The following is a 22,461-nucleotide window of genomic DNA, read 5'->3' on the forward strand; positions in this document are numbered from 1 at the left end:
GGTGGAAGACAGCATGAAAATGGGAGATAGGACATTAACTCATACATTTGATCTCAAGGATGGCAGACTGGTAGTCGCCCATATTCTGGTGGCGTTCATAGCGCTGCTGATCGGCGGTGTGGCAGGACTGCTGCAAACGATGGTGAAGAGCGGCACGATTCAATTGCCTTATGGCATTGGCTACTACGAGCTATTGACCGCACATGGGGTTCTGATGGCGATTGTGTTTACGACATATTTTATTATTGGTTTTCTGTATTCGGGCATTTCTTACACGTTAGGGGGCAAACTCCTCCCGATTGTCCATAGAATGGGTTGGGCAGGCTTCGGTTTCATGACAGCAGGTACGGCACTTGGAGTTGCGATGGTCTTAACGGGGAAGGCCAGCGTACTGTATACCTTCTATGCGCCACTAAAGGCATCTCCTTACTTCTATATTGGCTTGGCTATGCTCGTGGTAGGAAGCTGGATCAGTGGCTGGGGTATTTTCTATCAATATAAATATTGGAAAAGGACACATCCAGACAAGTTGTCCCCACTGTTCGCCTTTATGTCTGTTGTGACCTTCCTAATGTGGCAAATCGCCACAATTGGGGTTGCCGCTGAGGTGTTGATTCAATTGATTCCCTGGTCCTTTGGCTGGGTGGAAACGATTAATGTCATGCTTAGCCGCACGTTATTCTGGTACTTCGGGCATCCTCTCGTCTATTTCTGGCTAATGCCCGCTTATATGTGCTGGTATGTCATCATTCCAAAAATTATCGGAGGCAAAATTTACAGCGATGCGCTTGCCAGACTTTCTTTCATCCTCTTGTTGTTGTTCTCGATTCCTGTCGGTTTTCACCATCAGTTGATGGAGCCTGGCATTAGCTCTTTTTGGAAATACTTGCAGGTTGTATTAACGTTTATGGTCGTTGTTCCGTCTTTGATGACGGCTTTCTCCCTATTTGCAACCTTTGAATTGCAGGGTCGTGCTTTAGGGGCCAAAGGGCTTTTTGGATGGGTGAAAATGCTGCCATGGAAGGATGTTAGATTCTTCGCGCCGTTCATGGGGATGCTGATTTTCATACCTGCTGGCGCAGGCGGATTAATCAACGCCAGTAACCAAATGAATGCCGTTGTCCATAACACATTATGGGTGACGGGACATTTTCACTTAACCGTTGCAACCAGTGTAGCATTGACGTTCTTTGGGATTACGTATTGGCTAATCCCTGCGGTTACCGGACGTGTACTAACAGCCAGAATGAATAAATTAGGGATTATCCAAACGATCATTTGGTGTGTGGGCATGTTCTTCATGTCGGGTGCGATGCATCTGGTCGGCTTGTTCGGCGCACCGAGACGAACAGCGTTCACGACGTATGAAGGCAATGCGGATGCGGCGACCTGGATGCCGTATTACGTTTTCATGGCAATCGGCGGAACCGTACTATTCCTCGGGGTGCTGCTTATGGTTTATAACTTTTTCGCTCTGCTGCGTGCGCCCAAAGGCGAAACCGAGTATCCCATCGGCGTAGCCATGGAATCTGCGGAGGCAACTCCGGCCTATCTGGATCGCTGGCGGATCTGGATTACGGTATCGATTCTCTTGATTTTATTTGCCTATTCCATACCGCTCATGGACATGATTGTGAACCCGGCTCCCGGTTCCAAAGGATTTGTTACTTGGTAGTGATTTTTATCATAGTTGGGGCGCCGGATTAAGTTTAATCTAGGGGTATACCAAACAAATCAATGGCTCTACAGCAACTAGCAAATAAAGGAGTGAAAGCATCATGACAACCAAAGAAGCGAAAACGAATGAACGGATTTCCGCGCAAGATGAAGTGAACCAACTGGTGGCTAGAGCGAAGGAAGCGCAGCAGCAATTTCTGAAGTTGGATCAGGAGCAGGTTGACCGCATGATTCAGCAAATGGCCTTAGCGGGCATCGATAGGCACATGGTTCTCGCCAAATTTGCTGTGGAGGAAACCGGTCGCGGTGTGTATGAAGACAAGATCACGAAAAATTTATTTGCTACAGAGTACATTTACCATAGTATCAAAAATAACAAAACGGTTGGCGTAATCGAGGAAAACAAGTATGAGAACTACCGCATGGTAGCCGAACCTGTCGGCATCATTGCCGGGGTGACGCCGGTTACCAATCCGACTTCGACGACGATGTTCAAGTCATTGATTGCGACCAAAACGCGCAACCCCATCATCTTCGCGTTCCACCCTTCCGCCCAGCAATCAAGTGCCGCAGCGGCAGCGACCTTGCTGGAAGCAGCAGTGAAAGCGGGTGCTCCCGAACATTGTATTCAGTGGGTGAAGCATCCCTCTGTGGAAGCAACGCAACTGCTGATGAATCATCCCGATGTAGCGCTCGTCCTGGCAACTGGAGGGTCTTCCATGGTGAAGGCAGCGTATAGCACCGGGAAGCCAGCCTTGGGCGTTGGGCCAGGGAATGTCCCTTGTTTTATTGAGAAGACAGCCAATTTGCAGCAGGCTGTGAATGACTTGATTTTATCCAAAACCTTTGATAATGGGATGATTTGCGCCTCAGAGCAGGCTGTCATTATTGAGGAAGCGGTGTACGCAGAAACAAGGAAGCTGATGGCCGATCAGGGCTGCTACTTTCTGAATAAAGAGGAGACGGAAGCCGTCTCCAAACTAGTTATTAATCCGGAAAAGTGCGCGGTGAATGCCGTTATTGTAGGTCAATCTGCCGTGAAAATCGCCGAGATGGCAGACATTAAAGTGCCTGCGGCTACGAAAATACTGGTTGCGGAGCTAACCGGCGTCGGAGAGGCTTTCCCTTTATCCGCTGAGAAATTAAGCCCTGTGCTCGCTTGCTACAAAGTGAAGAATGCGGAACAAGGCATTGCTCGTGCTGTAGAAGTGGTCAAATTTGGCGGAATGGGTCATTCCTCTGTCATTCATTCCCAGAACGCAGAGGTGATCGAGGCTTTCTCGAATAAACTGCAAACGGGACGCGTCATCGTCAACTCACCTTCCACTCACGGGGCCATTGGCGACATTTATAATACCAACTTGCCATCTTTGACACTTGGCTGTGGTTCCTATGGACATAACTCCACAACTTCCAACGTGAGCGCTGTAAATCTGATCAATGTGAAGCGGGTTGCTTATCGCACGGTCAATATGCAGTGGTTCAAGATACCTCCAAAGATTTATTTCGAAAAAGGCGCTACACAGTATTTGGAGAAGATGCCTGACATTACACGGGTCATGATCGTCACGGACCCAATGATGGTGAAGCTTGGCTATGTCGAACGGGTTGAATATTATCTTCGCAAAAGACAACTGCCGGTTTACATCGAAGTGTTCTCGGACGTGGAACCAGATCCATCCGTCGAAACCGTGGAACGCGGCCGGGCCCAAATGGCTAGCTTCCAGCCGGACTGCATTATTGCCCTAGGCGGCGGATCACCGATGGATGCGGCCAAGGCGATGTGGTTGTTCTATGAATACCCGGATACTAGCTTTGATGCTTTGAAGCAAAAGTTCATGGATATTCGCAAACGGGTGTACAAATATCCGCGTCTGGGGCGCAAAGCCAAATTCGTCGCGATTCCCACGACTTCGGGCACAGGCTCGGAAGTGACGTCATTCGCCGTCATTACAGACAAGGAAAAAGGCAATACGAAGTATCCGCTAGCCGATTATGAGCTTACGCCGGACGTTGCCATCATCGATCCTGATTATGTGTACAGCTTGCCTAAGACGGCAGTAGCCGACACGGGAATGGATGTCCTGACTCATGCCATTGAAGCCTATGTATCGGTTATGGCGAACGATTATTCCGATGGGTTGGCCATGAAAGCCATTCAACTCGTGTTCCAGAACTTGGAGAAATCGTTTGCGACAGCAGATCCGATTGCTCGGGAGAAGATGCATAACGCTTCAACGATCGCGGGCATGGCTTTTGCGAATGCCTTCCTCGGTATTAATCACAGCTTGGCGCATAAATGGGGCGGCGAATACCACACCGCGCATGGCCGTACCAATGCGATTTTGATGCCGCATGTCATTCGCTATAACGCGCAAAAACCGACCAAGTTCACTTCATTCCCGAAATATGATCATTTCATCGCAGATCAGCGCTATGCCGAAATTGCCCGTATGTTGGGCCTTCCGGCCAAAACGACCGAAGAAGGCGTGAACAGCCTGATCGAAGCTATCCGCAAGCTGAACCAAATTCTAGGCATTCCTGAGAAATTTCAGGATTTGGGATTCCCTGCGGAACAATTCGAGAAGCGGGTAGATTATTTAGCGGATCGGGCATTTGAAGATCAATGTACAACAGCCAATCCGCGGATGCCGCTGGTAACAGAGTTGGCTGACGTTTATCGCAATGCTTTTTACGGAAAGTTTTAATCGCGATTTCGAAGGAGGCACCATCATGGCGATCAGAGAAGAAGAGTTGGCAGCAGGCCGCCACTGGCACGGATTTGTGCAGGGGAAATGGCAAACGGCCATTGATGTGAAAGATTTTATCGATAAAAATATGACGGTTTATACAGGTGATCACGCCTTCCTGGCTGGTCCTACAGAAGCAACGAATGAGCTATGGCAGGTGGTCAGCGTGCTGACCCGCCAAGAGCGGGAGAACGGGGGCGTATTGGATATCGATGTCAACACGGTGTCCACGATTACCTCACATGCGCCCGGTTATATCGCCAAGAACGAGGAGAAAATCGTCGGTCTGCAAACCGACGCTCCTCTGAAGCGCTCCGTGCAGCCTTTCGGCGGTATCCGCATGGTGATCGATGCTTGCGAGGCCTACGGATTCAAGCTGCCGGAAGAAATCATCCAAGTGTTCACAGATATTCGCAAAACGCATAACCAAGGTGTGTTCGATGCTTACACGTCGGAGATGAAAACAGCGCGCAAGGCAGCCATTATTACTGGGCTGCCGGATGCTTACGGCCGCGGTCGGATCATCGGCGATTACCGGCGTGTTGCGCTGTATGGCGTGGACCGATTAATCGCAGAAAAGCAGAAAGATCTTCTGCAGATGGAAGTCGACGCCATCACGGAGGATGTGATTCGGCTGCGCGAGGAGCTCTCCGAGCAGATTCGCAGTTTGGGCGAATTAAAGAGGATGGCTAAGACGTATGGCTTCGATATTGCGAAGCCGGCAGCGACTGCCAAGGAAGCTGTGCAATGGCTGTACTTTGCCTATTTGGCCGCAATTAAAGAGCAGAATGGCGCGGCGATGAGCCTTGGACGAGTATCCAGCTTCCTTGATATTTATATCGAGCGGGATCTCTCCGAGGGGACGCTAACAGAAGAGGAGGCGCAGGAGCTTGTTGACCATTTTGTAATGAAACTGCGGATTGTGAAGTTTCTACGAACCCCTGATTATAACGAGTTATTCAGTGGGGACCCTACGTGGGTGACCGAATCCATTGGCGGCATGGGACTGGATGGCCGAGCGCGAGTGACCAAAAATTCCTTCCGGTTCCTTCATACCTTATACAATCTGGGGCCGGCGCCTGAACCGAATCTAACTGTGCTCTGGTCCACGCAGCTGCCGGATGGCTTCAAGGCTTACTGTGCCAAAGTATCTGCCGAGACCAGCTCGATTCAATACGAGAATGATGACCTCATGCGTCCTTATTACGGGGATGACTACGGCATTGCTTGCTGTGTTTCCGCCATGCGTATCGGCAAGCAGATGCAATTCTTCGGCGCTCGCGCCAATTTAGCCAAAGCTTTGCTGTATGCCATTAACGGTGGGATAGATGAGAAGCTTGGGATTCAGGTAGGCCCTCGGATAGCGCCTATAACTACGGATGTTTTGAACTACGAGCAAGTCGTGGAGAACTTCGATACTGTCATGGAGTGGCTGGCGAAGCTGTATGTGAACACTCTCAATGTTATTCACTATATGCATGACAAATACTGCTATGAGCGCTTGGAGATGGCTCTGCACGATCGTGAAATTGTACGCACGATGGCAACAGGCATCGCCGGATTATCAGTTGTAGCCGACTCGCTCAGCGCGATTAAGCATGCGAAGGTGCGCCCGGTTCGCAATGAACAAGGCATAGCCGTTGATTTTGAGATTGAGGGCGAGTACCCGCAGTACGGCAATAATGATGAGCGGGTAGATGCCATTGCTGTGCAATTGACGGAAACGTTCATGAATAAGATTAGGAAGCATACCACGTATCGGGGCGCGGTGCCAACGATGTCCGTTCTGACCATCACCTCGAATGTCGTATATGGCAAAAAGACAGGAAGCACTCCAGATGGCCGCAAAGCCGGAGAGCCCTTTGCGCCAGGCGCCAATCCTATGCATGGTCGCGACCGGAAGGGAGCGTTGGCTTCACTCGCTTCCGTTGCCAAGCTGCCTTATGAACATTGCCTCGATGGCATATCCAATACGTTCTCCATCGTGCCGAAGGCACTTGGCCGGGAAGAGGAGACGCGCATCTCGAATCTAGTTGCTATGCTTGACGGCTATATGGCCAATCAAGGGCATCACTTGAATATTAATGTGTTTGATCGAGCGAAGCTGTTAGATGCTATGGAGCATCCGGAACTGTATCCGCAATTGACGATTCGTGTCTCCGGGTATGCGGTGAACTTCATCAAGCTGACCAAGGAACAGCAGCTTGACGTAATACATCGCACCTTCCACGGCACGATGTAAGGTTAGAGAGGGGGCAGACCAATGAAAGGACGCATACATTCCTTCGACACCTTCGGCACCGTTGACGGTCCGGGTATCCGTTTTGTGCTTTTCATGCAGGGCTGTGCGCTGCAGTGCCAGTACTGCCATAATCCGGATTCATGGGAAATGAATGCGGGCAGACCGATGGAGGTAGAGGAGATTCTCCGGGAGATCGAACCCTACGTCGAGTACTACCACCGCTCGGGAGGCGGCATTACGGTAACAGGAGGGGAGCCGACTTTGCAGGCTCCCTTCCTGGCCCGTTTGTTTGCCGAATGCCGCAAGCGCTGGGGCCTGCATACCACCCTGGATACCAACGGGTTTTGTGAGCCGAGTCATGCGCAGGAGCTGCTGAATGTAACTGATTTAGTGCTGCTTGATCTGAAACAAATCAATCCAGAGACGCACATCGCGCTGACGGCGCAGCCTAATGATCGGATCAAGCGCTTTGGTCAATATTTGAGCGAGATAGGCAAACCTGTCTGGATTCGCCACGTACTTGTACCTGGTTGGACGGACGAGGCCAAGGATCTGCTTGAGCTTGGCAAGTTTATCGGCTCTTTGCAAAACGTAAGTAAATTAGAACTGCTGCCCTATCACAGAATGGGCGTTCATAAGTGGCAGCAAATGGGGAAAGAATATCCGCTCGAACAATGCCCTACGCCGACAGATCAAGAAGTTGCCCGGGCGAGGGATCTAATTGAACAAGGTAGATTAAAAATAACCAGCAGCGCAGGATGAATTCCAGCACTACTGGTTATTTTTTCGGATGACTCATAGGAAGTATTCCTCTTGAAGGCCAACGTGCTGCAGATCGTTCGGTTCTTCCTGATCGTGTAACCCAGCCGCTTTTTCCGCAAATACTTTGCCATACTCACAGCAGAAATCATCGCGCAAGGCTTCTAACTCTTCATTATGCAGGGTTGTCATAGAAATCACTCCTCTTCTTTGATGATTTAATTATATAACTTGTTTGAGCGCATGTATGTGACAAATTTCACATGCTGTGTGTGATTTAGCGCACAGCGAGAAGCCAATTCTGCCGTTATACTGAAGATAGTGAAGGAAATGATGACTTTGGGAGGGACGCAGTATGGCAATACATGCCACTGGCTATGCTTCAGGGATTGCTTCTTCAAACCCAGACGAGCTTGCATATGCGACCGATCGATTAAGGGCAGAGCATGAGGAATTGAGAGATCAGCTAAGGCTGCTCGAAACGAGCGCCAAGGGAGTGATTCTGTCGGATGATTTGGTGAAGGGCATACAGCTTGTCCATGAACTCAGAGATCGCACCCAGCGATTCGTTGAAGTGCTGAAACGGCATTCGGATTGGGAAGAGAAGGAATTGTTTCCGTTTCTGCTGACCTATTTTGATCGTCACTCGGGACCTTCTATCCTGCCTTCTTTCTGGGTATTGGAAAAAGATCATCAACTCGGCCTGTCGTTTATCGAATCTTTCCAGGAAGCTGTTAGCAAGGTATCACCTCTTGTTCCTAAGAAGCAATTAGCGGAGATCACATCGCATCTCGTTCAGGCGTGCTTGATATTAAACGACCACTTTACCATGGAGGAACAGCTTGTTTTTCCAATAACGGAGCAAGTGATGACAGATTTGGAGTCATTTTTTTGTTGATATAGGACCGATGATGAATACCAAGGAGATGAGCGAAATGAGATTGATTATACATGGCAAAGATGTAACAGTGACTCCTTCCTTGCACGAATATGCGGAGCGCAAATTAGGACGATTGGAATCCTGGTATGAAGAAGATTGCGACATGCATGTTACGCTGTCTGTGCAAGGCCACAAACAAGTTCATGCGGTAGAAGTCACGATCACCTGCCAAGGCGTTGTGCTTCGCGCAGAAGAAAAAAGCGAGGATATGTACGCATCAATCGATGGCGTCGCCGATAAATTAGAGAGACAGACGCGAAAGTTAAAGGACAAAATCAAGCATCGCATACGCCAACAAGGCGGATTAAGAGAGATGTCTGGCCGGCCGGTAGGGGCGGACAGAGAGGACGAGGCCCTCTTTGAAGTAGCCCGTGTGAAGATCGTTCCGAATAAGCCGGAAGATATCGATGAAGCCATTCTCCAAATGATGCTGTTGGATCACAGTTTCCACATGTTTTATAATCGGGATACCAACAAAACCGAACTGGTGTATCGTCGCCACGATGGCACATTCGGACTTATTACAACGGCATAGGGTAAGAGGCAGGGCAAGAGGCAAAGCTTGAGGCAGAGCAAGAGCAAGAGCAAGAGCAAGAGCAAGAGCAAGAGCAAGAGCAAGAGCAAGAGCAAGAGCAAGAGCAAGAGCAAGAGCAAGAGCAAGAGCAAGAGCAAGAGCAAGAGCAAGAGCAAGAGCAAGAGCGAGAGCAAGAGCAAGAGAAAGAGGCAGGGGTGAGTTGACCCCTTGCCTCTTTCTTTTGGTTTGGGGTGAGTAAAGCCTTGCTTCTTTTTTTGGGTTTAGGGTGAGCGAAGCCTTGGGCCTCCCCTTTGGGGCTCGGTGCGCGGAGAATAAGGTAGCTGAACGTGCTTATTTGTTTGAATGGCTGCTGTTTTGGAGACATAAGCAAGGTAAGAGTGCTTATGGTTCGCCTTTCGAGGAAAGAAGGACGGAATTTCAGCAGATAAGCATGTTTCAGGAAATACCTTGAAGCTAGCGGGAATAAGCACATTTTTAGCTTGCCTATTCATCCCTGTGCTCATCATTGTGCACACAGGCGTGATCGAGGAGCTAGTTCTGCTGCCTCGCGCGGTAAGGGAACTACAGTGCGCTATTCTAGCAAAAAGTGCCATTATCGCGAGGTTGAGGGAACTACAATACGCTATTTTGTTGTTTTTTGGGAAAAATAGTGCTTTTCGTGGATATAAGACCCTGTAGTTCCGCTATTGTCCCAGCATCCCTGCTATTTGCCTAAATAGCGTACTGTAGTTCCCCTACTAGGATTTGTCGCTTGGAAGCGGCTCATCTCTCAGGCGTAGAATTCCAGATGCGCTATAGAAAGATAATGATCACACTTCCTCCTAAATGCTCTTTCATAACGCCTATTGAGTTCGTTAGTTCGTTAAAGTAGCCTTTTTCTCGTCGATAAGCATCATAGCGTTCGTTAGGTTTGATAAGCTGGCTAGCGTATGGATGAACTAGCGGACGCACGGAGTCAGATGGATGGACAGATGGATGGGCGAGCGGACGCACGGAGGGCAGTCAGATGGATGGACAGATGGATGAACGAACAGACGCCGAAATGGGGTCTTGACCAGACGACAGGGTGGAGGGCTTTCAAAAGTTTACAGCGTTGCACCTTTTCTCCCGTCGACATTTACCGAAGTTCCGGTCACATAGGAAGCGGCATCGGATACGAGAAACGCGATGACGTTGGCGGCCTCTTGCGTGTAGCCGATGCGTCCCAATGGGATTTGATGGTGGGGAAGCTGCGAGAACTGCTCCCAGGTCAGCTCGGGATGCTGGTTTCTCCAGCTTCTCTCGATTGATGCGGCCGGGGTTTTGGCGGAGGATGTGGACATGTTCACAATCGCTCCTTTGCCTGACTCTATTAAGTAAGGCAGCGCAGCTTTGGAACAATGAATAGCACCGAACAATTTCAAATCCAGATCCTGTGTCCACACCTCATGCGTAGCTTGCTCGAAAGGGCTGGCGGCGAAGGTGCCGGCATTATTGATCAAAATATCCAATCGCCCGAAGCGCTCCACGGTTTCCGCAACAGCCCTTTGGCAATCTTCCTCGGATGAAACGTTGGCTTGAATATAGTGAACCTTCGCGCCGGTCTTCTCTACGATCTTCGCTGCTGCGCCTCGCAGGTCATCCTCATTGCGAGCGCAAATGGCGATATGGGCGCCTTCAGACGCTAGCGTTATCGCGGTCACCAATCCGATCCCCTTGCTTCCGCCGGTAATCAGTGCTACTTTTCCTGCCAATCCCAAATCCATGTCGTACCCCTATCATTCCTAGGCTTAATGAACCTTCCATAAGTATAGTGAAAATGGCTATCTTTCCTTATCTTTATTTTGATTATTCGTAGCCTTATTTTTACTTGATTGGCGAGTCTGGTGAATCAGGCAACTGAGGTCGCTTATTTGTTCGAATGGCTCCTCGTTTCCAGAAAGATAAATGGGGTTCAATCAGCGGTTGACTGAAACGGCGAACCCAACCTTGCAACAGCAGCCAAGTCATCGCAGCGGCAAGCAGTAAGACAAGAGCCATCTGAGCAGCCGTATGAACATGGGAGAAGAGTCCCAGAGAAATCGCTGTTTTCGTAATAAAGGCATGTAGTAAAAACACATATACCGTGTATTTGCCCCATTCGGTCAGAATGGACGGCGTGCGTGGAACGAAACTCAGAAAGCAAAATGATGCGACAATTTCCAGTAAATAAATTCCCAAGCGGTACCCGCCCGTATACCAATGCAAGGAACCTAGCTCCGTATAAGTAAAACTGCTGTATAACCACTTGGGGTCAAGCGTTGTGACGTTCAGAAGGACCAGAATACCCAGCAATCCGATGGCGCTGAACCATTTATTCAGACGAACAATCAGCTTAGGGACCCTGTCCAATTGAAAATAGTAACCAGCCAAGAAGAAGGGGAAGAAGACGAGTGTCCTTGAGAAGCTGAGCATCGTCCCGGTAAACGGGGCATAGCCGATAAGGATCCCGAGAACGATAGAGATTGCGAGAGGGTGCTTCAATTTGGTAAAGAGCAGCAGGAGCAACCGCCAACAAAAATGGCTGAACAAAAACCATAATAAGGAATAGGGAATAAAGAAAGAATAGCGTACACCTGGCGCATGGAAAGCCAGTGCATCCAGCAGGGAGTAGAGGCTTTGGAAAATCAGGTAATGGTAGAAAATCATTTGCAGACTTTGGATACCCGGGACGTCGAGCTTGAAACTTTTGGAGAAATAGCCGGTTGCCATAACAAACATGGGAATATGAAAGGTATAAATAGCCAGATACAAGGAATGGAAAGCTGGGCTCTGTTGAATGAGCGGCTCGATGCAATTTGCGATGACCACAAACAAAATGAGGAGAAACTTAGCGTTGAGCATGAATGTATTCGAAGCTGTATGATCTACTTTATCCACAACCATTACCTCCATGAGGGTCGGAATTTCTTCTCATCTAATGTAAACCTGCCTTCGCGACGCTGCAGTGATGTAAGTCACGAAGACGTAATTAGAACACTGTGATTCACCTCACAGAGATTGTTGAAGGAAAGGCATACAATGTAAGTACAGCGATCAAAGGAGGAATAAGTGTATGGTTATTGATCTTCAAAAGGTACTGGAACGATTCATGGAGGAACATGTCGCCTTAAAGAAAGAGCTTAATCATGTTCAGGAAATGACAAGTCACATGGTTGCCATACTCGGCTCTGAAGAATCCAAGCAGTTGCTTCAAGAGATTCGCAAGCACATGCTAACTTTCATGCAGCAGCTTGAGGCACATGAGCATTGGGAGGAAGCGGAGGTACTCCCTGTACTTGCCGAATATGCGCAGATGGGTGTCGAGCCTACCTTCTTGACCTCTACGTGGGTGATGGAGGAAGATCACAAACAGGCGGAACGATTCGTCCGCTCATTTCTGGAATATGTGGATATCTGCAAGTGCGCAGATCGTATTAAATTGAAAAAGGCGATCTCATTGCTTAGTGTGGCGTGCTCGGTATTATCTGAGCACCTGGTATCCGAAGAAGAGATGGTTTTCCCGATTGCGAACCAATTGCTCAGCAGCATCCATACCCAGTCGTAAGGCAACTGCCTACATGCGGCAAATCTCCAAAGGGCAGTTCTCGCAGTGGCAGATATCGCGGAGGTAAGTCACGTCCTTAATGACAATGTGACCATTGTTGAATTCGAGGGCATCTTCCTTCTTCATATCACTTAACATGCGATTGACGCTTTCCCGGGTTGATCCAATCATATCTGCCATTTCGGAATTGTTCATTTTGTAGTCAATCAGGATGCCGTCGCCTTGAGGCACACCGTACGAATTGCTTAATCGAATGAGTAAAGAACAGAGCGCGCCTGGTTTGCCATACATCATTAAATCGCGAAACTTCGTTTCTGTCATGCGGTGCATGAGCCCCATCCATTTCATAAATTCAATCGCAAGGTCGCCGTGCTGCCATAACAGGACCTCAAGGTCTTTGCGCTGTATGACGCCAATTTCACTATCCTCCGTCACTTCTGCGCCAAAACTCTGCAACGAGTTCTGAAAGGGATCGATCTGGCCGAATAAATCACCTGACTGATGCAGGTAAAGAATGAAGCTTTTGCCTGTTTCAGACAGTTTGGTGATACGAACTCCGCCCTGGATGATGTAATATAATTTATCGGCTGTGTCGCCTTCCCAGAATAGAAAATCCCCTTTAGCAGCACGTTTGACATACATAATGCTTTGCAGTCTCTCGAAATTTTCTTCTGAGAAAAAATTCATAATCCCTTTATTCAAGGCCATGGGGACCAACTCCTCAACGTTTCTTGTTATCTCCATCATACCGATTTTACTGCTGTTTGGTTATCGGGAGTTTTACTGATCTTTTGGGGGGGAAACTCCTTATTGTGGTTGTGAGGAAAATCACAGCTAACCCTTGCTTTCCTGGTAGTACCCTAGCGAAAGCCAAGGGATAGCTGCTTCATTTCCTGATGCGGGAATCAGGGTTTTCCCTGACTTACAAGAAGCAGCAATACGTTTACAATGGTAGGTAAGGAAATTTCGATTGGCTTCGTTGAAACGGAGGTGCCCTGTGTGGCGATTAGAGAGGTAAATATAGGAGTAGAACTAGAGCTTTTGCGAAGCTTGACGTCAAGCGATTTCATCGCGTTGGCGCCTCTTCCTGATGACACAGGGCGCAGCTACTGGAAGTATGCAGTGGGCAACAGGAATGATCGGTATCAACAAATGGTGATCAAAAAAGTAGGCCTTGGACTAGCCGCTGCTGTTCTGCGCTTGGGTCGATGGGTTAAGCTGGATGATGCGAATCCTCGCCTTCATCAAGAAAGACTTCAATGTCCCGTTATGCTTGCTGAACGCCTGCTGTCTGCTGCAGCCTTCCCGGTAGTGACCAGTTCAAGTCATCGGATGTTGGGTTTGCTCTATATAGGGAAACGGGAACAAAGCAGATTTGAACCTGGTGAAATACAAGCAGTCCAAGGGAGGATTCACACCGTGGCTTCTTACATAGAGGACATCCTCAATGAAACGGCCACATGAAATTCCTGACGGGAGTTCTCTATATTTGTTATGATTAGAGCATAGAGTAAGGCTGGTCTTATAAGCCGGTTACAAGGAGGATGGGACGTTGAAGATTCTGGTCGTGGATGATCATGCCGTAGTGAGATCAGGTTTAATGATGCTGCTCCATGGCAAGCACAATATCGAAGTCGTCGGGGAAGCTGCTGATGGCGCAGAAGGAATTCAGGCAGCGCTGCTGCTGAAACCGGATGTCGTTTTAATGGATCTTAATATGCCCGCTGGCATGGATGGGCTTACCGCGACAACGGAGCTAAGGCGTTTGATGCCTGATTTAGCCATTCTGATCTTGACCATGCATGATGATGACGAATACTTATTCAGAGCCATTCATGTCGGCGCCTCCGGATACATTCTGAAAAGCGCCCCGCATGAGGAACTGTTAACAGCAATCCGTTCTGTTGCAGCGGGCAACGCCTATTTATATCCAACAGCAACGAAGAGACTCATGAATGAATATATAGAACGATTGAAGCACGGTGAGAATAAAGATACGTTTGAATCCCTTTCGGAGCGTGAAAAGGAAGTATTGGGCCTAATTGCCAAAGGCTTCTCAAATAAAGAGATTGGCGAACAATTGATCATCAGCGTCAAAACCGTGGAGTCGCATAAAAGCAATGTGATGGAGAAGCTGGGGCTCAAGACGAGACCGGAATTGGTGAAATTCGCTGTGAAGAAAGGACTGTTGAACTTTGAGTGAGACGTTGGATAAGGAGTTTCCGGATGTTATTGGCGAACATGTCGTCGAATTATTGAATCGTCTTGACGAACATATCGCTGACGCCGTCTTTCAACAGGATCTAAGACAGTCGCTTAAACAATTGTCCAATGTTAAATTTGCGCTCGACGAATCGTCCATTGTAGCGGTTACTGACCCTAAAGGAATCATTCTCTATGTGAATGATAAATTTTGTGAAATTTCCAAGTATCCCCGCAGTGAACTGATGGGGCAGGATCATCGGATTATTAATTCGGGCTATCACCCGCAAGCCTTTATGTCTCATCTGTGGCAAACGATTTCCTCCGGGCAAGTATGGCACGGCGAGATCAAAAATAAAGCGAAGGACGGAAGCTATTATTGGGTAGATACAACCATCGTTCCATTCGTGGATGAGCAAGGGAAATCTTATCAATATCTCGCCATTCGCAATGAGGTTACGGAGTTAAAAAGAGTGGAAGAAGAGCTCAAGAAGATGATGTCGCAGGTTATGCAAATTCAGGAGGAAGAACGTCGCAAGTTCTCCCGTGAACTGCATGATGGCATCGGTCAGAGCCTCTACTCTTTGCTGATCCAGATGGATCGGTTAATCGGAGAAGGGGAGACAGCGAACCCGGAAATAACGCTCCTTAGGCACAATGTCTCCGGTATTATTGAAGAAGTGCGGAGTTTAGCTTGGCAGATCCGACCTTCGGTCTTGGATGATCTAGGTGTTGTACCGGCCATTCGTACGTATATTGAAAATTACGCGGATCACTATGGAATCAAAGTAAAGCTGGACAGCAGCTTGCGAAGACGACTGGGCGCGCTTGAGGAAACCACGATCTATCGGGTGATTCAAGAGGCGCTTACCAATATTGCCAAATATGCGGATGTCTCAGAGGCCCATGTTTCCGTTCATGAAGTTGACGCTTATGTTGTCGTTCGAATAGCTGACAGAGGCAAGGGCTTCACCAGAAACAGCCTGGCCAAAGGGGTAGGCTTGTTTAGCATGGAAGAGAGAGCTATGAGTGCAGGCGGTCACATAACAATTGACACCAGAGTGGGAGAAGGAACGACTGTGACTTTGACGATACCGATGACATAATTACGCTTCGCAGTACTGTGATATTTCTCACAGAAGGCAACAGCTAGAAGGACTATAGTTAAAGCAGCTTATCAGAAAGAGAGCTGAGGATGAATGATCACTTGCGAGCAGTGTGGGAAGGCAGATGGGTTTAGGAAGTCAGCTAACAATTGGATCTGTGAAGATTGCAAAATCGGGGACGTGAAAACGACCCTGACGAACAAAGGAGGCACAGTCACCATAGTTAGAGAGCAGATAACAGGCTATGAAGCCCAAGGTGAAAGATCGTCTCGCTTGATTGAAGGCTAGAAGCTTTAATGAAGAGGCTATTCGCAAGGTTATTACCTTACGAGCAGCCTCTTGTTTTTTCCTTTTTCGTCCTCACCCTCTCCTCTCAACTAGTGATGAATGAGTTGATGTCTATCTTCCATTTGTGGAGGTTCTTCCAGCCAACCATTTTTAATCATGATTTTAATACCTTCGTGCGTGTAAAAATAAATATCCTTCGCATCAGTATTTGCGCTGGCTAAATGCTGTAAGCATAGAGATTGATAATCCCGATGCAACGCTAGTTGATATCCATCAACTTTGTCGGATATTTCATCTGCCATACCCAACTCTAGTAATAAAGTCACCTAAAGGTTCGCATTTGCACTGGATGATAGAAAGAGTGAAAGCTACACCGAAACAATTGGATGACTACGGACTTATAAGCCGTGCATTTAAACAAGTATTTAGATCCCTCAATGCAGCTGCTACTAGTCCGGAACGTTGCTGGAGAATGCCGACAGCGTATAATGTTATTTATCAAAATGTTTATAGATTCACAATAGCCGAATTGAAAGAATGGGTTAACGAGACCTTTGAGACGGAACCAAATACTTTAGATAAAGTGATGAAACAAGAATCAGCTGCAAGTGGAACTGGGAGTAAAATCGTCTTTTTCGGGGTGATGGATAATCCAGCAATAAAAAGACTTCTTAAAGGTGTTCCATATGGTTTAGGGGTTCGAAACAAAACGACATTTTCTCTAGCTTTATTGTTCAGGTTCCTTTAAAAAGCAGCTGAATATCAGGGTAAAAAGAAATACTCAAAGCGTACTCATCTTGCACTATGTGAAGGAGCAGAGGGGCTCTATTCAAATATCGCAAAGACAGTTGGCCAAAGAGATAAAGGCTGCTTTTAAAAGCGTTCAGAATGCTCTACAAGACATCAGCGGCTTGGCCTGTGCCGCCAACCCGGAACCACTGACCGTCTGATGATGAAGTCGATCCTCATCCGCTGCTAACCAACAGAAGGATCGGGACCAGGGGGAGGAACGATAGGTTGAATGCTTTCTACGCACGGTACTTGTTCCCCCAAAGCAGACATTTGGAACCTTAGGATCCTCGGTCTGCTTTTGGCTGGATTACGGATCAAGCTATCGTTCCCTGTTAAGTTCAAGGATATGCTTACTTTAATTTTTCTGGATCTTCTGCATACCATTCTGCAAAGCCACAATTTGTGCATATAAAAGGATTTATATTTGTGTTTTTTTTGTTACTAAACAAACCATCTCCTTCAGGATTTTTAACCAATAAACCCTTAAATCCATCAGCAACATAACATTTAATCATTTGGTTACCACATTTTATACAAATTCTTTCTTGTTGAATGTCCATCTATCTCACCTCATAAATTTTTTAGCATGGTGAAGTATACGGACAGTTCCATCAAAAGTTTCATTATTAGATATTAAAGAATTTAATTAATAAGAGACTTTTTAAATTCAACTTACTTTACTCATTCAATTAAATGGACGGATTATTAACTCAACTTTCGCAGCTTAGATCTTTGAACAAACCCTTGATGTAGCTGGGCAAACCGAGGCTTCGGTACGTTTTTTACCTAACCACGTTTAGTCCCTCGTAGATATCCATCAATTCCGAGCGGTAGGACATATTCATATTGACGGTGTACAACACCATGCTAATTTCTTTTAAGACGCGAAGGAACATGATATCAAAACTGTTGTCGTACAGTTTAGGAGTGTCTAGTTGGACATCTTCTTTCCAAAACCTAATACGAACCTAAATGTATCAATATTTGGAAGGGGAAATAGGGTTGGGGTAATACGAAAATCCGGGGTATTTCACAACAGGCCATTCTGTTTTGCGCAGCGTATCAAGTAGTTCAGGGCCGACATGCAAGTTGCTTTTTACCAAGCTGGCGGGTGTGAGGGCCATCCATTGATTCAGCGAGACATCTTCAAAACGATTGCTTTTGAACATCTCCAGAAACCATAGCGACCCCGTCCCGGTATTTTGGATGTAATGACCAAAGGCAAATGGCACATAACCGACATCTCCGGCTCTGTAGTCGAATGTTCGGGCTGCCCCGTTCCCGCCAAAAACCGTCATGCGCCCTTGCCCGGTAAGGTAATATTGCCATTCATCTTGGTTGGGATGCCAGTGCAGCTCACGCATAGCGCCAGGTTCGATTTCGACGAGAGCGGCTGCGACTGTTTGGGAAATAGGGAAATTGGTGGAGTCCACAATACGCACACTTCCGCCGGGTGTTTTGAGTGGTGGCTGCGCCAGCAGTTTATGAGAGAAACTCTGTGGGATGGTACCATAAGGAGAAGAAACTTGCTGACTTTCTATGGGACCTGGGACGACATCTTGATAAATATAAACCTGATCCGAAGGGATATGGTCAAAGGCGCCTATCGGTGCGCCAAAATTAGCGGATAGGACATCTGGAGGCGTATGGGCAAACCAATCTGAAATCGATAGTGTATTGAGGTCTGAGAAGTGGCCATCATCAAAAACGAGCAGGAATTCACAGCCTTCTTCGAGTCCTTGGATGGAATGGGGCAGTCCGGGAGGGAAATACCATAGATCGCCAGGACCTATGTCTGCAATAAAATTACGGCCGTGTTGGTCAACGGAGGTAATTCTTGCGCTGCCCAGTATCATATAGGCCCATTCTGCTTGCTGATGCCAATGCAATTCACGCACACCGCCAGGGGTTAAGCTCATATTCACACCAGCAAGTGTGGTGGCGATTGGCAGTTCTCGAACGGTGATCTCGCGCGACCAGCCGCCCTGGTTCAATTGCATATGCGAGTCTGAGAAAGAGAATTTAAGATTGGGAATTAATCCTGCATCTGTAGCCGGAGGAACAAACATATTGGGATTCTCAAGGTCTCTCATCACATCGCGGGGGCCTTTATCGACCCAACCGGCACCATCGCTTCTAATTGGTTGTGGAATACGTTCCAAGCCATCACCCTTTTCAGCAAATAAGATGTAGGTAGTACGTTATAAAATATGATAGAAAGCTATAGATATGCACATTCAGGGGATAGTAGTTAATAATATCGAGATTATTGAGGGGAAACTGGGTGCGCAGCAAGCGGATTGTTAGTCCCGATTAATTCCATCGGAATGGCGTTCGGAGCAGTAGTAGCTTCGAAGGGAAGACAAATGACCCCGTACAAGACTTGGTTGATGTCTGTACAGGGTCCTATTTTTGCAGCTGGCTTTAAGGACTTGAATTTAAAGTTCTAGACTGCCGCGGTTTCTTTATTTTTCCGATCTCTTTTCCAATTTGTTGGGATGGCACTATTTCATTAGTTCGAGCGAATATGACATCATGCGATGCAATTGCGAAGGGATATTCTTCATCATTCGAACAACTTGTTAGAAGAGTGATGGATAATAAAATGAAAATCAGATACCTCAATTATTTCGCTCCTCCATTATTCTCCGAATATCTTTTGCTTATTCTCTCGTCAGGATAGCCTTTATATTAGACAGCTTTAATTTAGTTTTTGTTACATATATTTGAAAATAATGGCGGGATTATCGGTCCCTATCTCATCGGTTTGCTAGTGGCTGGAGGACAGCGGAGCTTGGATGAAAGTTCATAAGGGCTTCCCCCAAGGTCAAGAGACCTTGAGGGAAGCCCTTATGAACTTCATAACCCCTTATTTGATCAAAATGCTTAGATTTGAGCTGATTAGCCCTGTTGAATGGCGCTTTCGTCCATATAGAAAACTTCCCATAGATGTCCATCAATGTCCTGGAAACTCCTGGAGTACATGAAGCCGTGGTCTTGCGGTTCCTTGGAAGGGAATCCGCCAGCTGCGAGGGCGGCATTCACGACCTCATCAACTTCAGCTTTGCTAGCTACGGAAAGGGCTATAATAGCTTCAGCTTGCTTGCTCGTATCGACGATTTCTTTGGTGATGAATGTTTGGAAGTATGGCTCGACAAGCAGCATGGCATAAATATTTTCGCCAATAATCATGCAGGTTGCGTTATCGTCCGTGAATTGCTTATTGAATTCGAATCCGATTTTGGTGAAAAAAGCGATGGTTTGCTTCAAATCTTTGACCGGTAAATTAACGAACATTTGTTTAGCTTGGAATCCCATAATAAGCACCTCTTCAATTAGTTTGGTTGGTTTAAATTCATTTAATGCGACAACTTGGCCAATTCTTCTTCCAGACGATCAAGCGTTTGTTTAGCACCCTCAACTGCGCCGTATTGCTTCACAACCATCTCCAGTTCCTCAGCGGATTTGAAGAGCGAACTCATAGTCAGCTCCGTTGTATTTCCTTGCTCCGCAAAGGTAACCGTCACTCGGAATTGTTCGTCTTCCTCAAAGTCGCCATGCGAATAAACGAGACGCTCCGAGCTGATTACTTCGATGTAAGTTATTTTGTTGTCGTAGTCGATTCCGTCAGGCCCATGCATGATATAGCGCCACACCCCGCCTGGCTTCACATCAATGGCTTGTATCGTGATGGTAAAGCCTTGCGGCCCCCACCAATTCGACAAATGCTGCGGATCGATCCAAGTTTGAAAAACCAGTTCGCGTGGCGCGGATAACACACGTTTGACAGTGAGCTCTCGACCTTCGATTGCAGTGAACGTATGGTTGGTTGATCGGTTTTCAGTCATTGCATTATTCCTCCAATTGGGGTGCAGCTATTCTTCTTGATTTGAATATACTTTATTAGGAATATTCCTGTCAAGGAATATTATGAGGGTTAGCGGGGATTTGAGCGCTATACGAATGACAAAAAATATTTTTTGTTTATTGTCACAATGAGTGGTATGATATAGTAAAACTACTAGAGAGGGGGGAAAGATGAGGAAGCTGTCCATGTTCCTCAACCACCATGGCTAATGATCAACCCTTAACGAAAGAAGCGATTTTAGACGCCGCAGCACAAGTGTTAAGACGCTATGGCCCAGAGAAGACGTCTGTTGTTGATGTTGCCAAAGTTCTTCAAGTCAGTCACGGTACCCTGTACCGGCACTTCCCAAGCAAAGCAGCCTTGCGAGAGGCAGTTACCGAGCGATGGTTGCTTCATATATCGGATTCTTTGCAGTTGATTGCGGATCAGACACAAGGTAGTGCCCAAGAGCGTTTGCACTTGTGGTTCGTTACCCTGATAAGCATTAAACGAACATTTCGCAAAGAGGACCCGGAAATGTTCAGCATGTATGCCAATGTAACCTTAGAATCCGTTGAGATTATTCAACACCATGTGAATTATTTGATTAGTCAGCTTGCCCAAATTATCGAAGCGGGAGTCAAAGCTGCTGAGTTTCATACTGAGGCAACTGACGTGACAGCGAAGGCTGTATTCCTTGCAACTTCTCGATTCCACCATCCAGCGCATGCTAGGGAATGGTCATCAGCAACGAGTGAACAAGAGTTTGAAAATGTTTGGCAATTAATCCTTACTGGCCTCAAGTAGGAGGAACTGAATGATGAACAATATTTTAATTGGAAAAGTTGCCTTAGTAACAGGAGCATCCCGAGGAATCGGCCGCGAAATTGCGGAGAAGTTGGCGGGGCAAGGAGCCAAAGTTATTATCAATTATGCCAGCAATGCCGCTATTGCCGAAGAAGTGGTTGCAGGCATCAAGAGGAACGGTGGGGAAGCTTTAGCCGTTCAAGCCGATATCAGTCAAATCGCAGAGATTGAGCGTCTGTTCCAAGAAACACTGAAGGCTTATGGACAGATCGATATTCTCGTAAATAATGCCGGCATTATGATCACCAAACCCATCGCGGCCATGACGGAAGCAGATTTCGATAAGCAGTTTGCCATCAATGTCAAAGGCACCTACTTCGCTTGCCAGCAGGCTTTCAAGCATATGAATAGAAATGGTCGCATTATTAATTTCTCAACTTCCGTTGCCGGAGCGATGTTCCCGACTTATAGCGTCTATGCAGGCACCAAGGGAGCTGTTGAACAATTTACCCGTCAATTGGCCAAAGAGTTCGGCCCTTCCGGAATTACCATCAACGCGGTTGCGCCTGGTCCCGTGAACACAGAACTGTTCACCGTCGGGAAAACGGAGGAGCAGATCAATGGCATTAAAAGCATGAACGCTTTCGGTCGTTTGGGCGAGCCGGAGGATATGGCAAGCGTAGTTATGTTCCTGGCTGGTCAGGAATCACAGTGGGTAACAGGCCAAACGATCCGCATTAACGGCGGCTTTGTCTAAGACATGCCGGCCTTACTCCAACTGCCTCGAGCAAGAGGGAACTACAGTGCGCTATTCTAGCAAAAAGTGCAGAAGCTTTGCAAAAAACCTAACATGAATATTTCGTTAGAATATATTCCTAAATATGTAATTAAATGATGTATTTATCTGGACAAAACACAAAAAAACCCCTAAGGTCGAGTTACAGACATGTT

The 22,461-nt window shown here is 47.2% G+C and carries 22 protein-coding genes and 1 pseudogene; 14 read left to right on the plus strand and 9 right to left on the minus strand.

The window, feature by feature from the left end; all coding sequences use genetic code 11:
• Window positions 1-13: 13 nt before the first annotated feature.
• The 4 genes from IEY34_RS31385 to pflA all read left to right on the plus strand — a co-directional run bounded on the left by IEY34_RS31385 (window position 14) and on the right by pflA (window position 7,431).
• Complete coding sequence (locus IEY34_RS31385; protein ID WP_229757929.1) at window positions 14-1,675, plus strand: cbb3-type cytochrome c oxidase subunit I; 1,662 nt, start codon at window positions 14-16, stop codon at window positions 1,673-1,675.
• A gap of 103 nt (window positions 1,676-1,778) precedes the next feature.
• Entirely contained in the window at window positions 1,779-4,385 is a 2,607-nt protein-coding gene (gene adhE, locus IEY34_RS31390) for a bifunctional acetaldehyde-CoA/alcohol dehydrogenase (protein WP_189019488.1), read from the plus strand.
• A gap of 25 nt (window positions 4,386-4,410) precedes the next feature.
• The gene (gene pflB, locus IEY34_RS31395) at window positions 4,411-6,669 is read left to right on the plus strand and encodes a formate C-acetyltransferase (protein WP_189019490.1); all 2,259 of its coding nucleotides are present in this window, start codon (window positions 4,411-4,413) and stop codon (window positions 6,667-6,669) included.
• A gap of 21 nt (window positions 6,670-6,690) precedes the next feature.
• Window positions 6,691-7,431: a pyruvate formate-lyase-activating protein gene (pflA, locus tag IEY34_RS31400; RefSeq protein WP_189019492.1), complete on the plus strand. Its 741-nt coding sequence runs from the start codon at window positions 6,691-6,693 to the stop codon at window positions 7,429-7,431.
• A 33-nt stretch (window positions 7,432-7,464) separates the two neighbouring features.
• Here the strand turns inward: pflA and IEY34_RS31405 are convergent, their stop codons facing one another.
• Complete coding sequence (locus IEY34_RS31405) at window positions 7,465-7,620, minus strand: hypothetical protein (protein ID WP_189019494.1); 156 nt, start codon at window positions 7,618-7,620, stop codon at window positions 7,465-7,467.
• Window positions 7,621-7,783: 163 nt separating this feature from the next.
• Between IEY34_RS31405 and IEY34_RS31410 the strand changes: the two genes are divergently transcribed.
• From IEY34_RS31410 to IEY34_RS31420, 3 genes are read left to right on the plus strand one after another with little or no spacing between them, the layout of a single operon-like run.
• Window positions 7,784-8,326: a hemerythrin domain-containing protein gene (locus IEY34_RS31410; RefSeq protein ID WP_189019496.1), complete on the plus strand. Its 543-nt coding sequence runs from the start codon at window positions 7,784-7,786 to the stop codon at window positions 8,324-8,326.
• Between the two features lie 37 nt (window positions 8,327-8,363).
• A complete protein-coding gene (gene hpf, locus IEY34_RS31415; protein WP_189019498.1) occupies window positions 8,364-8,903 on the plus strand; it encodes a ribosome hibernation-promoting factor, HPF/YfiA family in 540 nt (179 codons plus the stop codon).
• A gap of 27 nt (window positions 8,904-8,930) precedes the next feature.
• Entirely contained in the window at window positions 8,931-9,101 is a 171-nt protein-coding gene (locus tag IEY34_RS31420; protein ID WP_189019499.1) for a hypothetical protein, read from the plus strand.
• An 887-nt stretch (window positions 9,102-9,988) separates the two neighbouring features.
• Here the strand turns inward: IEY34_RS31420 and IEY34_RS31425 are convergent.
• Together IEY34_RS31425 and IEY34_RS31430 are read right to left on the minus strand one after the other, a co-directional pair.
• The gene (locus IEY34_RS31425) at window positions 9,989-10,648 is read right to left on the minus strand and encodes an SDR family NAD(P)-dependent oxidoreductase (protein WP_189019501.1); all 660 of its coding nucleotides are present in this window, start codon (window positions 10,646-10,648) and stop codon (window positions 9,989-9,991) included.
• Window positions 10,649-10,748: 100 nt separating this feature from the next.
• The gene (locus tag IEY34_RS31430) at window positions 10,749-11,801 is read right to left on the minus strand and encodes an acyltransferase family protein (protein WP_189019503.1); all 1,053 of its coding nucleotides are present in this window, start codon (window positions 11,799-11,801) and stop codon (window positions 10,749-10,751) included.
• A 175-nt stretch (window positions 11,802-11,976) separates the two neighbouring features.
• Here IEY34_RS31430 and IEY34_RS31435 point away from each other — a divergent pair, with 175 nt between their 5' ends.
• Complete coding sequence (locus IEY34_RS31435) at window positions 11,977-12,468, plus strand: hemerythrin domain-containing protein (protein WP_189019505.1); 492 nt, start codon at window positions 11,977-11,979, stop codon at window positions 12,466-12,468.
• Window positions 12,469-12,477: 9 nt separating this feature from the next.
• On the opposite strand, the gene IEY34_RS31440 is transcribed toward IEY34_RS31435, so the two are convergent.
• The gene (locus tag IEY34_RS31440) at window positions 12,478-13,176 is read right to left on the minus strand and encodes a Crp/Fnr family transcriptional regulator (protein WP_189019507.1); all 699 of its coding nucleotides are present in this window, start codon (window positions 13,174-13,176) and stop codon (window positions 12,478-12,480) included.
• A gap of 291 nt (window positions 13,177-13,467) precedes the next feature.
• Here IEY34_RS31440 and IEY34_RS31445 point away from each other — a divergent pair, with 291 nt between their 5' ends.
• The 3 genes from IEY34_RS31445 (at window position 13,468) to IEY34_RS31455 (ending at window position 15,776) form a co-directional block, all read left to right on the plus strand.
• Window positions 13,468-13,932 (plus strand): GAF domain-containing protein, encoded by a 465-nt coding sequence (locus IEY34_RS31445; RefSeq protein WP_189019509.1) that lies wholly within the window; start codon window positions 13,468-13,470, stop codon window positions 13,930-13,932.
• Window positions 13,933-14,020: 88 nt separating this feature from the next.
• The gene (locus IEY34_RS31450; RefSeq protein WP_229757930.1) at window positions 14,021-14,671 is read left to right on the plus strand and encodes a response regulator; all 651 of its coding nucleotides are present in this window, start codon (window positions 14,021-14,023) and stop codon (window positions 14,669-14,671) included.
• A complete protein-coding gene (locus tag IEY34_RS31455) occupies window positions 14,664-15,776 on the plus strand; it encodes a PAS domain-containing sensor histidine kinase (protein WP_189019511.1) in 1,113 nt (370 codons plus the stop codon). The genes IEY34_RS31450 and IEY34_RS31455 overlap by 8 nt, the downstream gene beginning before the upstream one ends.
• A gap of 377 nt (window positions 15,777-16,153) precedes the next feature.
• Here IEY34_RS31455 and IEY34_RS37060 read toward each other — a convergent pair.
• Window positions 16,154-16,264: pseudogene (locus IEY34_RS37060) on the minus strand (DUF3231 family protein); the annotation flags it as partial.
• 161 nt (window positions 16,265-16,425) lie between these two features.
• Between IEY34_RS37060 and IEY34_RS31465 the strand changes: the two are divergent.
• A complete protein-coding gene (locus IEY34_RS31465; protein WP_189019514.1) occupies window positions 16,426-16,812 on the plus strand; it encodes a hypothetical protein in 387 nt (128 codons plus the stop codon).
• A 394-nt stretch (window positions 16,813-17,206) separates the two neighbouring features.
• Here the strand turns inward: IEY34_RS31465 and IEY34_RS31470 are convergent, their stop codons facing one another.
• The 4 genes from IEY34_RS31470 to IEY34_RS31485 form a co-directional block, all read right to left on the minus strand.
• Window positions 17,207-17,416: a hypothetical protein gene (locus IEY34_RS31470; protein ID WP_189019516.1), complete on the minus strand. Its 210-nt coding sequence runs from the start codon at window positions 17,414-17,416 to the stop codon at window positions 17,207-17,209.
• 417 nt (window positions 17,417-17,833) lie between these two features.
• Window positions 17,834-19,045 carry an oxalate decarboxylase family bicupin gene (locus IEY34_RS31475; protein ID WP_189019529.1) on the minus strand — a complete coding sequence of 404 codons (1,212 nt, stop codon included), beginning with the start codon at window positions 19,043-19,045 and terminating at the stop codon, window positions 17,834-17,836.
• A gap of 712 nt (window positions 19,046-19,757) precedes the next feature.
• On the minus strand, window positions 19,758-20,174 hold the full coding sequence (locus IEY34_RS31480; RefSeq protein WP_189019518.1) for a VOC family protein: 417 nt from the start codon (window positions 20,172-20,174) through the stop codon (window positions 19,758-19,760).
• Between the two features lie 41 nt (window positions 20,175-20,215).
• A complete protein-coding gene (locus IEY34_RS31485) occupies window positions 20,216-20,704 on the minus strand; it encodes an SRPBCC family protein (protein ID WP_189019520.1) in 489 nt (162 codons plus the stop codon).
• A gap of 221 nt (window positions 20,705-20,925) precedes the next feature.
• On the opposite strand from IEY34_RS31485, the gene IEY34_RS31490 reads away from it, so the two are divergent.
• The gene (locus IEY34_RS31490) at window positions 20,926-21,510 is read left to right on the plus strand and encodes a TetR/AcrR family transcriptional regulator (protein ID WP_189019521.1); all 585 of its coding nucleotides are present in this window, start codon (window positions 20,926-20,928) and stop codon (window positions 21,508-21,510) included.
• 13 nt (window positions 21,511-21,523) lie between these two features.
• The gene (locus IEY34_RS31495; RefSeq protein WP_189019531.1) at window positions 21,524-22,267 is read left to right on the plus strand and encodes an SDR family oxidoreductase; all 744 of its coding nucleotides are present in this window, start codon (window positions 21,524-21,526) and stop codon (window positions 22,265-22,267) included.
• Window positions 22,268-22,461: the final 194 nt, after the last annotated feature.

This window comes from Paenibacillus marchantiophytorum, assembly GCF_014640555.1.
Classification (GTDB): domain Bacteria; phylum Bacillota; class Bacilli; order Paenibacillales; family NBRC-103111; genus Paenibacillus_E; species Paenibacillus_E marchantiophytorum.

Bases quoted from the DNA above. Each gene is read 5' to 3' on its own strand.
- IEY34_RS31480 (WP_189019518.1), bottom strand. From the start codon at position 20,174: ATGGGATTCCAAGCTAAACAAATGTTCGTTAATTTACCGGTCAAAGAT.
- IEY34_RS31410 (WP_189019496.1), top strand. From the start codon at position 7,784: ATGGCAATACATGCCACTGGCTATGCTTCAGGGATTGCTTCTTCAAAC.
- adhE (WP_189019488.1), top strand. From the start codon at position 1,779: ATGACAACCAAAGAAGCGAAAACGAATGAACGGATTTCCGCGCAAGAT.
- IEY34_RS31425 (WP_189019501.1), bottom strand. From the start codon at position 10,648: ATGGATTTGGGATTGGCAGGAAAAGTAGCACTGATTACCGGCGGAAGC.
- IEY34_RS31435 (WP_189019505.1), top strand. From the start codon at position 11,977: ATGGTTATTGATCTTCAAAAGGTACTGGAACGATTCATGGAGGAACAT.
- IEY34_RS31405 (WP_189019494.1), bottom strand. From the start codon at position 7,620: ATGACAACCCTGCATAATGAAGAGTTAGAAGCCTTGCGCGATGATTTC.
- IEY34_RS31490 (WP_189019521.1), top strand. From the start codon at position 20,926: ATGGCTAATGATCAACCCTTAACGAAAGAAGCGATTTTAGACGCCGCA.
- IEY34_RS31485 (WP_189019520.1), bottom strand. From the start codon at position 20,704: ATGACTGAAAACCGATCAACCAACCATACGTTCACTGCAATCGAAGGT.
- IEY34_RS31385 (WP_229757929.1), top strand. From the start codon at position 14: ATGAAAATGGGAGATAGGACATTAACTCATACATTTGATCTCAAGGAT.
- IEY34_RS31495 (WP_189019531.1), top strand. From the start codon at position 21,524: ATGAACAATATTTTAATTGGAAAAGTTGCCTTAGTAACAGGAGCATCC.
- pflA (WP_189019492.1), top strand. From the start codon at position 6,691: ATGAAAGGACGCATACATTCCTTCGACACCTTCGGCACCGTTGACGGT.
- IEY34_RS31440 (WP_189019507.1), bottom strand. From the start codon at position 13,176: ATGGCCTTGAATAAAGGGATTATGAATTTTTTCTCAGAAGAAAATTTC.
- IEY34_RS31470 (WP_189019516.1), bottom strand. From the start codon at position 17,416: ATGGACATTCAACAAGAAAGAATTTGTATAAAATGTGGTAACCAAATG.
- hpf (WP_189019498.1), top strand. From the start codon at position 8,364: ATGAGATTGATTATACATGGCAAAGATGTAACAGTGACTCCTTCCTTG.
- pflB (WP_189019490.1), top strand. From the start codon at position 4,411: ATGGCGATCAGAGAAGAAGAGTTGGCAGCAGGCCGCCACTGGCACGGA.